This is a genomic window from Heminiphilus faecis (assembly GCF_008728965.1).
GTDB classification, from domain to species: Bacteria; Bacteroidota; Bacteroidia; order Bacteroidales; family Muribaculaceae; genus Muribaculum; species Muribaculum faecis.
The window spans coordinates 1-14,292 of sequence record NZ_VSMC01000012.1; the positions used below are offsets into that span (position 1 = coordinate 1).

11 protein-coding genes are annotated in these 14,292 nt (G+C 46.7%); 7 read left to right on the top strand and 4 right to left on the bottom strand.

From position 1 onward, the window contains the following. Positions 1-432 precede the first annotated feature (432 nt). A complete protein-coding gene (locus tag FW767_RS06545) occupies positions 433-2,118 on the bottom strand; it encodes a tetratricopeptide repeat protein (protein WP_121699459.1) in 1,686 nt (561 codons plus the stop codon). A gap of 108 nt (positions 2,119-2,226) precedes the next feature. On the opposite strand from FW767_RS06545, the gene FW767_RS06550 reads away from it, so the two are divergent. The 3 genes from FW767_RS06550 (at position 2,227) to FW767_RS06560 (ending at position 7,380) form a co-directional block, all read left to right on the top strand. Continuing rightward, the gene (locus FW767_RS06550) at positions 2,227-4,566 is read left to right on the top strand and encodes a glycoside hydrolase family 31 protein (protein ID WP_369863721.1); all 2,340 of its coding nucleotides are present in this window, start codon (positions 2,227-2,229) and stop codon (positions 4,564-4,566) included. An 85-nt stretch (positions 4,567-4,651) separates the two neighbouring features. Then, a complete protein-coding gene (gene speA, locus FW767_RS06555) occupies positions 4,652-6,550 on the top strand; it encodes a biosynthetic arginine decarboxylase (RefSeq protein ID WP_121699460.1) in 1,899 nt (632 codons plus the stop codon). Between the two features lie 14 nt (positions 6,551-6,564). Beyond that, the gene (locus FW767_RS06560; RefSeq protein ID WP_121699461.1) at positions 6,565-7,380 is read left to right on the top strand and encodes a tRNA pseudouridine synthase A; all 816 of its coding nucleotides are present in this window, start codon (positions 6,565-6,567) and stop codon (positions 7,378-7,380) included. Here FW767_RS06560 and FW767_RS06565 read toward each other — a convergent pair. Beyond that, on the bottom strand, positions 7,317-8,183 hold the full coding sequence (locus tag FW767_RS06565) for an RsiV family protein (RefSeq protein ID WP_121699462.1): 867 nt from the start codon (positions 8,181-8,183) through the stop codon (positions 7,317-7,319). The two genes, FW767_RS06560 and FW767_RS06565, sit on opposite strands and share 64 nt — an antisense overlap. 301 nt (positions 8,184-8,484) lie before the next feature. On the opposite strand from FW767_RS06565, the gene FW767_RS06570 reads away from it, so the two are divergent. The 4 genes from FW767_RS06570 (at position 8,485) to FW767_RS06585 (ending at position 11,263) form a co-directional block, all read left to right on the top strand. Then, positions 8,485-8,721: an acyl carrier protein gene (locus tag FW767_RS06570; RefSeq protein WP_121699463.1), complete on the top strand. Its 237-nt coding sequence runs from the start codon at positions 8,485-8,487 to the stop codon at positions 8,719-8,721. Positions 8,722-8,750: 29 nt separating this feature from the next. Beyond that, complete coding sequence (fabF, locus tag FW767_RS06575; RefSeq protein ID WP_121699464.1) at positions 8,751-10,013, top strand: beta-ketoacyl-ACP synthase II; 1,263 nt, start codon at positions 8,751-8,753, stop codon at positions 10,011-10,013. A gap of 145 nt (positions 10,014-10,158) precedes the next feature. Continuing rightward, entirely contained in the window at positions 10,159-10,374 is a 216-nt protein-coding gene (locus FW767_RS06580; RefSeq protein WP_147438774.1) for a hypothetical protein, read from the top strand. 136 nt (positions 10,375-10,510) lie between these two features. After that, positions 10,511-11,263 (top strand): OmpA family protein, encoded by a 753-nt coding sequence (locus tag FW767_RS06585; protein ID WP_235898076.1) that lies wholly within the window; start codon positions 10,511-10,513, stop codon positions 11,261-11,263. Positions 11,264-11,317: 54 nt separating this feature from the next. Here FW767_RS06585 and FW767_RS06590 read toward each other — a convergent pair whose 3' ends face one another. Then, the gene (locus tag FW767_RS06590; RefSeq protein WP_121699466.1) at positions 11,318-12,058 is read right to left on the bottom strand and encodes a HesA/MoeB/ThiF family protein; all 741 of its coding nucleotides are present in this window, start codon (positions 12,056-12,058) and stop codon (positions 11,318-11,320) included. 64 nt (positions 12,059-12,122) lie between these two features. After that, positions 12,123-14,291 (bottom strand): M3 family metallopeptidase, encoded by a 2,169-nt coding sequence (locus tag FW767_RS06595; protein WP_121699467.1) that lies wholly within the window; start codon positions 14,289-14,291, stop codon positions 12,123-12,125. Position 14,292 lies beyond the last annotated feature (1 nt).

Consider the following 14,292-nt stretch of genomic DNA (forward strand, 5'->3'; position numbering starts at 1 on the left):
GAGAATTAAAAGGGTAAAATAAAATTGACCCCTAACACCAGGACTTTAAAGGGTCAATCATATTATGGCCAAGGTGGGTAAATTCTGTTTGGCCAAAAGGGTCAAAGTAGAGTGGCTTTTCCATATGTGGTGTTAGACAATCGTAATCAGAAGTAAAACATGATTGCAAAGGTAAGATGCAGCATGCATGTAGGGGCGCCAGTACCACGGCGCCCGCATATCCGGAGGCCATATGTCGTAAGTAATTCAGACGGATATGATGCTGGCGATTGCAGAGGACCATACGGGTCGCAGCCGGACTACATAGTTGCCGTTTAAAACCGCTCTAAATTTGGGGAGACTGGCTGTATAAAAGCAATCAGGCCTAAAATCACTGTGATTTTAGGCCTGATCTTTTAATAAGTCAGATGACTTTGCTGTATGTTTTAATCTTTAAAACAGGCTGTTGATGTTGAAGCGGCTGAATTCGAGGTCAGTCTTGGCTTGGTTGACCAGTGACTTGTCGAGTTTGAAGGCTTCGCGGAGATTGTTGTATACCATATCGCTGTTGTTGGTGCGTGCACCGAGTACAGCGGCTATGTAGTAGGTCGTTGCGTCGGGATAGTCGATGGCGCCGAGGGTAGCTTTAGCCTTGCTGTAGTCCTTTGTGAGAATCTGGGCAAGGGCGGCATTGTTGCTCTTGCTGTCGCCAAATGCACGTATGGCAGAGTTGTAATCGCCCTGCTTCATGTAGTATACACCGAGAGCGTCGGCAAGTGCGGGCACACCGGCTGCATTTCCGAATTTGGCTGTGGCTTCCTTGTAATTGTTGTTGAGGAGTGCTACAAGGCCGAGGTTCATCTGGGCTTCTCCGCTTTCGGGAGCTATTTTAGCGGCCTGTTGGAAGCATGCCTGTGCAGCGTCATAATCCTGATCAAGGAACTGGCACATACCGAGATTATTAAACGTGCGGTAATCGTTGGGATACAAACTGGCGGCCGTATCATAGATCTGGATACGCTGTTCATTGTCGTCGGTAAGTGTGGCTGCATAGAGAATTTCGTCTACTGTAAGGCCTTTGGGGTTAACCTTGTAGATGTTCTTGATCTCTTCGTCGCTCTTGCCGATTACGTCGATTGATGCGGTGATGCGTGAGTAGCGCAACTGTGGCAGTATCTCCTCAGCAAGCTGATCAAATACTGATGACAGATTTTTTATTTCGCGTTCGCGCTGCTCGGGGTCTTTGTACATTGCAAGTACGCTGAGTATAAGCTCTTTGTCTTGAATATTGCTTGCCGAAACGAGTTTCTTGAAACCTTCCCAGTCTTGGGGGGTGAAGTCGGCTGTGAGTTCGCCGAAGTTGGAGATGTGATCCTTCTTGAGTTTGCCTTCCATATAGTTTACCGTGTTTTTCTCACGGTTTTCAGCGAGGCGGGTGTTGAGTTTAACACCACCGTCAGGCGATGCATATGAAGTGACGTTTATCTCCTTGATTTCGCGGCGTCCGTCGTCGTTGGCTTCTACGAGTTCTTTATGCAGGTTCTGCATCTCGGCCGAGCGCAATTGTCCGTCACGTATATTGGCTTGATTTATGAGAAACTTGATGTCTGCGTCATATTTCTCATTGATCACACGTTGAAATTTGTCGGGAGCTATTGCCGGATTCACTGTGCCTACATCAGCGAGTGCGGCGGTGGCCACAACTCCGTTGGCTACTTTTACACGGGGGAGAGCATATTGTTTGCTGCCCTGTTTTACTGTGAACGCAAGCGATAGTTCACTCGTGCGCATGTCGGGATTGTAGACATACTGTACGGGTATTGTTACTGTACCGCCATTCTCAAAGTTTACTACAGGATTGTTGCCTCTTACTTTCTCTCCTTGGAAGGTGTAAGGAGCAGAAGCCACTTCCATTCCTCCGAATTCAAGGTAGGGGGTTACGGTAACTTCCGCATTCTTTACAAAAAACTTGCCGGGAATGTTTCCGGTAACTGTTGCGGGCACTTTGTCGCCCACTACTTCCAGAGGATTGGGGTTGACCGTGAAATAATCGGCCTTAAACTGGTTCATCTTCTTACCGCAGCCGGTGAGAAGAAGCGCTGTCCCCAGCACCACTGAATAGCATAATTTGCTGTTCATGATAATCAATGTTAATATTTAATGTTGGAATATATCTATTGCACTACAAATATACGACTTTTTAGAAAAAGAAATGCTATATTTGTGAAAATTACATTTACATCAATCATGAATAACATTTTTTTGCGTCGTAGTGCCGCTTTTGTGACAGCCTGTGCCTGTGCCGTGGCTGTATGCGGCGAAACCAAGACCAATGCCGGTGCGGCATATCTGCTGTCGCAGAGCAAGGACATGAGTCAGGATTTTTCGGACCTGAGCAATACTTATTTTTTTGTAGACAGTCTTGTCGATTTCAATGTCGCCACCGGTGAGGGTGTCGTCGAGTGGAAGCGACATCAACTTATGCCTCGTCAGGCTTTCAATGCCAATACATATCTGCATCAACCATTGAAGTCGCTTGATTTTCCTGACACTGCTTATCCGCAGGATCCCCGGTTGAAGTTCAGCGTGCAGCCTGTCAATGCACGTACCTTAAGAGTGAAGGTCCTGACTTCGCCGGTGGCTTCAGCCGATTATGACAGCATATCGGTCATGCTTGACGGAAAGCCGGGGCATGATGCGTCGCAGTGGACCGTTATTCATGAGGGACGTGATATTATCTACAAGTCGCCGTATGGAGAGTTACGCATAAATGCCTGTCCGTGGCGACTGATACTCAAGGACGCCGACGGTAATGTGCTTACGCAGACACGTGTATGGAGCGACAATGACAGTACGCAGATAAAGGTGCCTCCATTCAGTTTCATAAAGCGGGGAAGCGATAATTCCCGTAGCATTAATCCGGTATGGTCGCTTGCTCCGGGTGAGAGGATATACGGACTCGGCGAGTCACCCACACCTCTTGATAAAGCCGGGCAGAAACTCAATCTCTTTGTCACTGACCCGCAGGGGCCTGAAAGTACCGATATGTACAAACCCGTGCCGTTTTTCTTCAGCAACCGCGGTTACGGTATGTTTATTCACACGTCGGCTCCGGTGACTGCCGATATTGGACATAGCTATATCGGCGCCAACAAACTTTTTATGGCTGATGAAGATCTGGACCTGTTTGTATTCTTCGGCCGGCCAAAAGATATACTGTCGGAATACACCGGCATATCGGGACGCCCCGATATGCCTCCGCTGTGGTCGTTCGGCACATGGATGAGCCGTATATCATATTTCACTGAGGAGGAGGGCCGTGAGATAGCCCGTAAACTTCGTGAGAATAAAATACCTTCCGATGTGATACATTTCGATACCGGATGGTTTGATGTTGACTGGCAGTGTGACTACGAATTTTCTCCCGAGCGGTTTAAGAATCCGCAAAAAATGATAAACAATCTGCTTAAGGACGGATTCCATATAAGTCTGTGGCAATTGCCTTATTTTGTACCCGGAAACAAATATTTCGGGGAGCTGGTAGATAAGGGACTTGCCGTGAAAAACGGCAAAGGTACGCTGCCTTATGAGGATGCCGTACTTGATTTTACCAACCCTGCTACGGTAAAATGGTATCAGGATAAACTCGCCGGGTTGCTGAAAATGGGAGTAGGGGCCATTAAGGTCGATTTCGGTGAGGCAGCGCCTGTGGAGGCTGTGTACAGTAACGGACGTACCGGATGGTATGAACACAATATTTATCCTGTAAGATACAACAAGGCTGTAGCCGATATAACAAAACAAGTAAAAGGTGAGAATATAATATGGGCGCGCTCGGCTTGGTCCGGAAGCCAGCGTTATCCTCTTCATTGGGGCGGTGATGCCGCATCTACCAATACCGGCATGCAGGGAACGGTGCGTAGCGGTCTGTCGCTCGGTCTGTCGGGATTCTGTTTCTGGAGCCATGACATAGGAGGGTTTGTTACAAGCACTCCCGAAGAGCTTTATCGCCGTTGGCTTCCTATGGGCTTTCTTTCCTCTCACAGTCGTGCTCACGGTGCGCCTCCTACTGAACCGTGGCTGTATGACAACAATGATTTTATCGACTATTTCCGCAAAAGTGCCGAACTGAAGTATTCACTTATGCCTTATATCTTTACGGAGGCCAAAGAGTGTACCGAAAACGGATGGCCGATGTTTCGTGCTCTTTTGCTTGAATTCCCCGATGACCCCGGTGCATGGCTGATCGAGGATCAGTACATGTTTGGCTCGCAGATTATGGTGGCGCCGCTGTTTGAATCCGGATTTGAACGTGATGTATATCTGCCCGGTAAAGGAAAATGGATCGATTATCAGACTGGGAAGACCTATGGACCGGGATGGAACCGCATAAATGCCGACGGTGAGCTTCAGTGTGTGATACTTGTAAAAGACGGAGCCGTAATTCCTCATGTAGCTCCCGCGCAGTCTACAGACAAGATTGACTGGAAGTCGATTTCATGGAAACATTACGGGTCATCAGACGTTAATAAAGCAAGGCTCTACACACCCGGTATGACGGAAATAGAGGAAGTGTCCGTACCTTAGCCGGTGCTTGCGCCTCTGATTTCGTGATTAAGTTAAAAGTCACTATCTTTGTGGCGTTTTTATAAAAAGATAGCTTATTGATTAAATGAGAAAATGGCGTATTGAGGACAGCGCTGAGCTGTACAATATCAATGGATGGGGACTTAAGTATTTCTCCATCAACGACAAAGGGCATGTGGCCGTGACTCCGCGCGAGGGTTATGCTTCAGTGGACTTGAAAGATGTGCTTGACGAGCTTCAGGTACGTGATGTGGCTGCGCCTGTATTGTTGCGTTTCCCCGACATTCTCGACAACCGTGTTGAGAAAATTTCGCGTTGTTTTAAACAGGCTGCCAAGGAGTATGACTATGAAGCCCAAAACTTCATCATATATCCGATAAAGGTAAACCAGATGCGCGAGGTTGTGGAGGAGATTGTATCGCACGGCAAAAAATTCAACATCGGCCTTGAGGCAGGTTCAAAACCCGAACTCCATGCGGTACTTGCCACCAATATAGCTGAAAATGCCCTTATCATATGCAACGGATATAAGGATAACGATTATATCGAACTTGCACTGCTTGCGCAGAAGATGGGGCGCCGTATATATCTCGTCGTCGAGAAGCTCAACGAACTTACTCTTATAGCAGAGGTGGCCAAACGGTTGGGCATTGAGCCCAATGTAGGCATACGCATAAAGTTGTCGAGCTCCGGCTCCGGCAAATGGGAAGAGTCGGGAGGTGATCAGTCCAAATTCGGATTGAACTCGAGCGAGTTGCTTGAGGCTCTTGATTTCCTTACTAAAAACAAGATGACGAGTTGCCTCAAGCTCATTCATTTCCACATTGGCAGTCAGATAACAAAGATACGCCGTATTAAAAATGCTCTTAGAGAGGCTACGCAATTCTATGTGCAATTGACCAAAATGGGTTTTGATGTAGAGTTTATCGACATAGGTGGCGGTCTTGGAGTTGATTATGACGGTACACGCAGTTCATCAAGCGAGAGCTCAATGAATTATTCGATACAGGAGTATGCCAACGACTCGGTGTCGGCACTTGTGGATGCATGTGTTAAAAACGATATAAAACAACCCAATATCATAACCGAGAGCGGCCGATCGCTTACTGCTCATCATTCGGTGTTGATATTCGACACTCTTGCCGCCACATCGCTTCCTGTATGGAACGAAAAACATGAGGTCGGTCCTGACGATCATGAATTGTCACGTGAGTTATATGAAATATGGGACCGCCTTGACCAGCCTCGGCTTTTTGAAAGCTGGCATGATGCATTGCAGATAAGGGAAGAAGCCCTCGACCTGTTTAATCTCGGTATGCTTGACTTGCGCACACGTTCTCAGATAGAGAAGCTTTTCTGGTCTGTTGCCCGTGAGGTAGGGGAGATAGCTGCCGGTATGAAGCATGCCCCCGAGGAGTTGCGCAAGATAGCCAAAATGCTTCCCGATAAATATTTCTGTAATTTCTCTTTGTTTCAGTCGCTTCCCGATTCTTGGGCCATCGACCAAGTTTTCCCTATAATGCCTATATGCCGTCTTGACGAGAAACCGGCCCGTATGGCTACCATTCAGGACATAACATGCGACTCCGACGGCAAAATATCCTATTATATATCAGGTCATGGCACCACAGGATCGTTGCCTGTACATAATATCAAGGACAAGGAACCCTACTATATAGGTGTATTCCTCGTTGGAGCATATCAGGAGATACTTGGCGACATGCACAATCTTTTTGGCGACACGAACGCTGTACATATAAGTGTGTACAAGGACCGTTATGAGATTGACCAGATAATATATGGCGAAACTGTCGATGAAGTGCTCGATTATGTGCAGTACAACCCCAAGAAACTGGTAAGAAATGTGGAGACTTGGGTTACGTCCTCGATGAAGGCCGGCAAGATAACCCCTGAAGAAGGACGTGAATTTCTGAGCCGCTATCGTTCGGGACTGTACGGCTATACATATCTCGAAAAAGACTGAAAACTACCGAGTCTATGTCACAACGTTATTTTATGCGCCTCGCTTACAACGGGGCGCCTTTTCATGGCTGGCAGTCGCAGCCCAATGCTGTAAGCGTCCAATCGACCATCGAGGAAGGGCTGTCGCGGATACTCGGCAGCGATATACGCATTACCGGAGCGGGGCGAACCGATACGGGTGTAAATGCGCGAGTTATGGTAGCGCATTTTGATGTCGAGAAACCGTTGGGTGAGATAACTATGTTTTTGCGGAGCCTGAATGCTCTTACAGGACGCGATATAGCCATAGAGGGTGTGTGGCCCGTACATAGTGATGCTCATGCCCGTTTCGATGCCGTATCACGGACTTACCACTATTATACTCATTCCGGTAAGTCGCCGTTTTTATATACACATAGTTGGCAGGAACCCCCCGGTCTTGACTTTGACGGTATGAATCGTTGCGGCAGCATGTTACTTGACATAGATGATTTTACGTCATTTGCCAAACTACATTCCGACAACAAAACCAATCTGTGCAGGGTTACACGCGCGGAGTGGATGGATATAGGCAACGGCCGACACGTATTTGTTATAAGCGCCGACCGTTTTCTCCGTAATATGGTCCGTGCCGTGGTAGGCACATTGATTGATGTCGGTCGCGGCAAGATGTCCGAAACCCGATTCATGAAAGTTGTTGAAGCTCATGACCGATGTGCCGCCGGCACATCAATGCCCCCCCAGCCGCTGTTTTTGTGGGATGTCACATATCCGTACGACTATGCCGGTCAGTATTCCGCCGCTTCCGACAGCATGGATACGGCTTCTGGTTTGATACAGGATTGTATCTGATAGTAAGGTATGCGTATATCTATGCTTCCCATGGCGTATGGAGCTATCTCATAAGGGTTGTAATGAAATACTATGTCATACCCCTGAAGATAGAAGTTGTTGGTGACATATATCCGGTCGGCGAATATGCCCTTGTCCTGAAGCTCTTTCATTGATGACACGTTGAATTTTGTCATCAGACCATCTTTTACTGCCTGCAATACCGAGTCCTGAGTGCCGGCTTTGAATATGTCGGACGATGTTATTGTTCTTGAAGCAGCCATGTCGTAATTAAGATATTTCGACTCCGTAATGCCATGTGCGCCACCGCTGTAGGTGCTTGTCATGATTTGGTATACGATGAAACGCGGGCTAAAAGTGATAACCGACGCTATAATGTCGCGAATGAGCACTCTGTTAATTTCCGATACGGGGATACTGTCCACGCGCTTCATTTTGAACAGATCGATGTCTTCGGGGCGTTCCGTCGATGCTAAAATAGCTTGGTCTATAGATATGCCTGTAGTGTCAAATATGCTGTATATTAGAGAATCCTGCAATCTGCTTATATCGTGCCGACCCATTTTTTCGGGCCATTCTACCGCTATTTTAATAGTGCTGTATACAGGTATACTGTCGCCATAACACATGTCGGCATCCTCACACAGGTAATCGCGCTCAATGGTCTTTACTGTCTGTTTTACTTCAAAGTTGTGGATTTCTGATGTGTCGCAGTCCGGCGATGCAGCCTTTTTGCCGGTGCATGATGCACTGATTGCGAGTGCCATTAACGCGCATACATAAGGGTAATATCTGAAATTCATATGATAAATTGATTATTATTTATTTAATGACGTAGTCGAGCCCTAATTTGTTCATCTAAGTTAAGCCGTCAGGGAGTTATAATGCTATTTTTGTAACCATAATGTAATATTTATCCAAATAGTATTTATATTATTAAATATGTGTAAAATAAAGCAAAAACGGCCAATATTTAGGCTAAATAGGCCTATTTGCTCAAAAAAAGACACATTGTGCATTGAAAAGTTTTAGTATCTCGATTTAAATTATTTACTTTGCACTGCAAAATCGCAAATATCATTACTAATTAATAAATTTAGAACTATGTCAGAAATTGCATCTCGAGTAAAGGCTATTATCGCTGACAAACTCAATGTTGACGAAAACGAAGTAACTGAAACTGCTGAATTCACTAAGGATCTTGGCGCAGACAGCCTTGACACCGTTGAGCTCATCATGGAGTTTGAGAAAGAATTCGGCATCACTATTCCCGATGATAAGGCTGAAGGCATCACTACTGTAAAGGATGCTATCGAATACATCGAAGCAGCTAAGAACTAATTGAACCCCAAAATTTCTCTGTTTTTTAAATGGAATTAAAGAGAGTTGTCGTAACCGGACTCGGCGCAATAACTCCGATAGGCAATGATGTGGATACCACATGGGACAATGCCTTGAACGGAGTTAGCGGTGCCGCGCCCATTACGCATTTTGACGCCTCTAAATTCAAAACACAGTTTGCGTGTGAGGTTAAGGGATTTAATGCCGCCGATCATTTCGACCGCAAGAAACTCCGTCAGCTTGACCTTTACGCACAATATGCGCTTGTTGCAGCCGAGCAGGCTGTCAAGGATGCTGACCTCGAAAACGATGGCATCAACAAAAATCGCGTAGGTGTTATTATCGCTGCGGGTATAGGTGGCCTTCATACTTTTGAAGAAGAGGCCGGATACTATGCTACGCACGAGGATATGGGGCCGAAATACAATCCTTTCTTCATCCCTAAGATGATTGCTGACATTGCATCGGGCCATGTGTCCATGCAGTACGGCTACCACGGACCCAATTATGGTGTCGTGTCAGCTTGTGCATCATCGACTAATGCTCTTATTGACGCATTCAATCTTATCCGTCTCGGTAAGGCTGACGCCATCGTTACCGGCGGAGCCGAGGCTGCTGTATATCCTGCAGGTGTAGGTGGTTTTAACTCCATGCATGCATTATCTACACGCAATGATAGCCCCGAGACCGCTTCGCGTCCTTTCAGCAAGTCGCGCGACGGTTTTGTTATCGGTGAGGGATCGGCTGTGCTTGTTCTTGAGGAACTGGAGCATGCTAAAGCTCGCGGAGCGAAAATATATGCTGAAGTTGTCGGCGGCGGTATGTCGGCCGATGCTTACCATCTTACTGCTACACACCCCGAAGGTCTCGGTGCGAAACTTGTGATGCAGAACGCTCTTGAAGATGCAGGGATGAAGCCTGAGGATATCGATTATATCAATGTTCACGGTACTTCCACTCCTGTTGGCGACCTTTCCGAGGTTAAGGCCATAAAGGAAGTGTTTGGTGACCATGCTTACAAAGTGAACATCAGTTCTACAAAGTCAATGACCGGCCACCTTCTTGGTGCCACAGGAGCGCTTGAAGCCCTTTTCTGTGTGAAAGCCGTTCAGAACGATATCGTTCCTCCTACTATCAACCATGATCCCGAGGATCAGGATGAAGAGATTGACTACAATCTTAACTTTACCTTTGACAAGGCGCAGAAACGTACTGTAAACACCGCTCTTTCCAATACATTCGGGTTCGGTGGACATAATGCCACTGTCATTGTAAAGAAGTATGTGGATTAAGAATATCCGATAGCACGTATCGTCATTATAAGCGGGAGATGCCGATTGGCATTTCCCGCTTTATTTATATATTTTTTTGAATATGTTCTGAACCTAATATGATTGTTATGTGTTAATAAAAGCGAGTAAAATAATCAGCCAGTTTATGAATAAATTTCTATTCGCCTTTATCATAATGATATATCTAATACCGGGATGTATAGCTGTAATGGTGCATACAGGAACGATAAAATCAGACTGTAGCGCTACGGATCAGATTATGCAGTTGGATGACGGTCTCACGGCCGATTTGATATGCCATAAAGTATCGGTCAATGATTCTTCATCATATGTCATGTTAAAGCACATACCTGCTGATTGAATATGTAAAATATATTACTTGGTTTTCTGAAAAATATATTAGGTTGCATGGTATGACCCTCATTGATTAAAGTTTTTTATAAAACACTTGATGGGAGACATGTGTTATTTTCTATATAACCATAACACACTATACTATGGCTAAAAATGATATGACACACAAAAAACTCGCGGCCCATAAGCAGCCTTTGGGCATTGCGGCTCATCCCGAGCCGTTGGGGCTTCCGGTACATAAAATTCCTTTAATGGTAGGTGCTCCTGCTGATGCCGCTCTTGTATCGGGAGTTGTGCCGGCGGCGACCGCGTCCATGAAATGGGGCGTTTTTGCGACTATATTGGGGCTTGCACTTGTTGTGGCCGGTTTTCTTTTCTTTGTCGGCCATGACCGCTTTAATGAAAAAAAGCCGTTGTTGACAGGTGCCCAATGGCAGAAAGCGGTGGATGGCGAGACGATAGGTATGTATGGCTTGTCGGGAGATAAAGTTGCCAAGTCAACAGCTGTATATAATGATGTCGCTTCTGGAAGAGATGCTTCCGGCAAGCTTGCTGCTGGCCATACGGATGCTTCCGAAGCAGGCGGCGATGCCATCGACAAGGTCGTTTATCTGTTCGCATACGATAGTGCCGGTGTGCCTGAAAGCGCTACCCTCAATAAGGTTGTTGACAGGGCTAAGGCTATGGGCGAGACTGTTACGGTAAAAGCTTACACTGATGCTACGGGCAATGCCGATTATAACCGTAAGCTAAGTGAACGTCGTGCTAAAGCCATAGGCGATTATCTGATAGCTCACGGGGTTCCTGCCTCACGCGTGAATACAATAGGCATGGGACCGACCAACGCGTTTTCAGACAATGCTCATGACCGTCGGGCTGAAATAACATTTGATTGATACTTCTTCTTTAATAATAAATGGGGTACGCCGTGATGAAGCGCACCCCATTTGTCATTTTATGTTATTGCATTTTTTACAATCCGGATTGTGCCTGAATTTTATAATATTGAAATTCATCGTCCGTATATCGAATTTCAATAGTCTGCCGGTAAGCGGTTCCCCTAAGCCTGTTATATACTTTAGCGCTTCGGCAGCCTGTATGGTACCGAGTATACCCGGCACAACACCGAGCACTCCCGAGGAGGCACTGGGGGGAATATCCTTTATAGGTGTGTTTACTCCGAACAGACATCGATAGCACGGACATCCCGGCGCGTAGGTGAACGTATATCCGTCGTACTCTTTTATGGCTCCATGAGAAAACGCTACGCCGGCATTGACGCAAGTGTCGTTTATCAGATATTTTGTCTGTGATGAATCGGTAGCATCCACAATGAAGTCGTAGCGGCTTATTATGTCATATGCATTGGCTTCGGTCAGAAAGCTGTCATACACTTCTGTTTTTACATCGGGGTTTAGTCGTGCTAAGGTTTCGGCGGCCGAAATGACTTTGGGCTTTCCCAATGCCGGTGTATTGTGTATGACCTGACGCTGAAGATTGCTTATGTCCACCTTGTCTCCGTCAATCAGGCCAAGTGTGCCTACGCCGGCTGCGGCAAGATATAGCGCCGCTGGAGAGCCGAGTCCTCCGAGTCCTACGACAAGTATGCGGGCTTTTGCAATCAGCCGTTGTCCTTCCTCTCCGACATCAGTAAGCATCACATGGCGGTCGTATCGTTCTGAGGTCATCATATCTATATAAAGAAAAGAGGCCGTACATATTGCGGCACGGCCTCTTGTATTGTTGACTTACTGTTTATTTTCCTTCGGGAGTGTTGATGTTGCCCGGTTTTGCCGGTTCGTTGATAAGACCGCGGTTGCGCAGCAGAGCCTCAGGAGTCGGTTTCTTGCCGCGGAATTTTATGTATAGCTCCATAGGATCGTCACTGCCGCCGGCTTCAAGTACATTTTCTTTGAACGCTTTGGCTGTTGCGGGGTCGAATATGCCTTTCTCGCTGAATAATTCGAAGCCGTCGGTGTCAAGTACTTCGGCCCACAGATAAGTATAGTAACCTGAAGCATATCCGTCGCTTCCGAATATGTGCTTGAAATATGGGCTGCGGTAACGATATTGAACCTCTTTAGGCATGTTCAGTTTATCGGCGACAGCTTTTTCGAAGCCTTCGACGTCAACATTATCGGTGTCGGTAAGTTTACCCCATTGCAGGTCAAGAAGTGCGGCTCCGGCAAGTTCGGTGGTGGTGAAACCTTGATTGTGAGTCGAGGCAGCCTGAAGTTTGCTTATAAGATCGTCGGGTATTGTTTCGCCGGTCTTATAATGCTTGGCAAACATCTTGAGCATTTCCGGTTCCATTGCCCAATGTTCGTGTATCTGCGAGGGGAGCTCCACGAAGTCGCGGTCAACATTGGTGCCGGCCTGACTTTTGTATTCGGCGCGTGACAACATACCATGGAGGCCGTGTCCGAATTCATGGAACATAGTTTCCACTTCGTCAAGAGTAAGGAGCGAAGGGGTGTCGGCCGTGGGAGGTGTGAAGTTGCATACATTGAATATGATAGGACGCTCTACTTTGTCTCCGTCGATGAACGAACCCTTGAATTCGCTCATCCATGCGCCCTGACGCTTGCTTGAGCGAGTGAAGTAGTCGGTCATGAATACCGCCACGTGTTTTCCGTCGGCATCTTTTACGTCATAGACGGTAACTTCAGGATAGTATTTGGGCGCGTCGGGCATTTCGGTAAATGTTACTCCATACAGGCGGTGTGCCATTTCGAAGATGCCTTTGCGTACGTTGTCGATATGGAAGTACTGGCGTACTTCGTCTTCGTCAAGATTGAACTTGTCTTTTCGCACTTTTTCGGCATAATAGTAATAATCCCATGGTGCGATGGTGAACGTGTTGCCTTCTTTATTGCTGAGCGACTGCATTTCGGCTACCTCTTCGTTTACACGGGCTATGGCCGGCTTCCATATCTGCATGAGGAGTTCCTCTGCATTTGCCACGTTTTTGGCCATAACATTAGCGGTCATGTAATCGGCATATGTATCATAGCCGAGCAGTTTGGCTTTACGGGCGCGTACTTTCAGGATCTCGGCTATCACGGGGTAGTTGTTATACTCTCCTGACGATGCGAGAGTAGTGTAGCCCTTGTACATCTTTTCACGAAGATCGCGGTTGTCGGCATACTGGAGAAGCGGCAGACGGCTCGGTGCATGCAGTGTAAACACCCATTTGCCTTCAAGACCGCGTTTGGCAGCCTCTTCGGCAGCAACTGCTATACTCGTGGCGGGAAGCCCTTTTAACTCTTCCTTATTGTCCACTACTATCGAAAATGCGTTGGTTGCAGAGAGAAGATTTTTATTGAATTTAAGATACAGGTCGGCGAGTTTGCCGTTAAGCTCTTTAAGTTCTGACTTATTGGCCTCGTCGAGCAGCGCCCCGTTGCGTACCATGCTTTCGTACGATTTTTCTATAAGCAGACGCTGAGCTTTGCTGTAATTCATCTTGTCGCGGTTGTCGTAAAGCACTTTGATGCGTTCAAAGAGTCTGGGATTCATTGCTATCTCGTCGCTATGCTTCGATAACAGTGGATAAAACTCTTCTCCTATGGCATTCATTTCCGGTGATGAGTTTGACTCGTCAAGATTGAAAAATACGGCACATACTTTGTCAAGAATAGGACTGCTGTGGTCGAGAGCTATGATTGTGTTCTCGAGAGTAGGCGCTTCCGTATTGCCGGCTATGGCTTCTACGGCGCTTTTTTGTTGTTCTATGCCGGCTTTCAGTGCGGGCAGATAGTCGGCATAAGTGATTTTGTCAAACGGCGGTATGTCATAAGGGGTGTCATACTCGCTCAAGAACGGATTTTTTTGTTTGTCCATTGCGTTGGTGATGATTGCCGTGGCTGCTGAAACTCCTGTGATTAGCAGTGCCGAGGCAAGGATTAATTTTAGCTTTTTCATT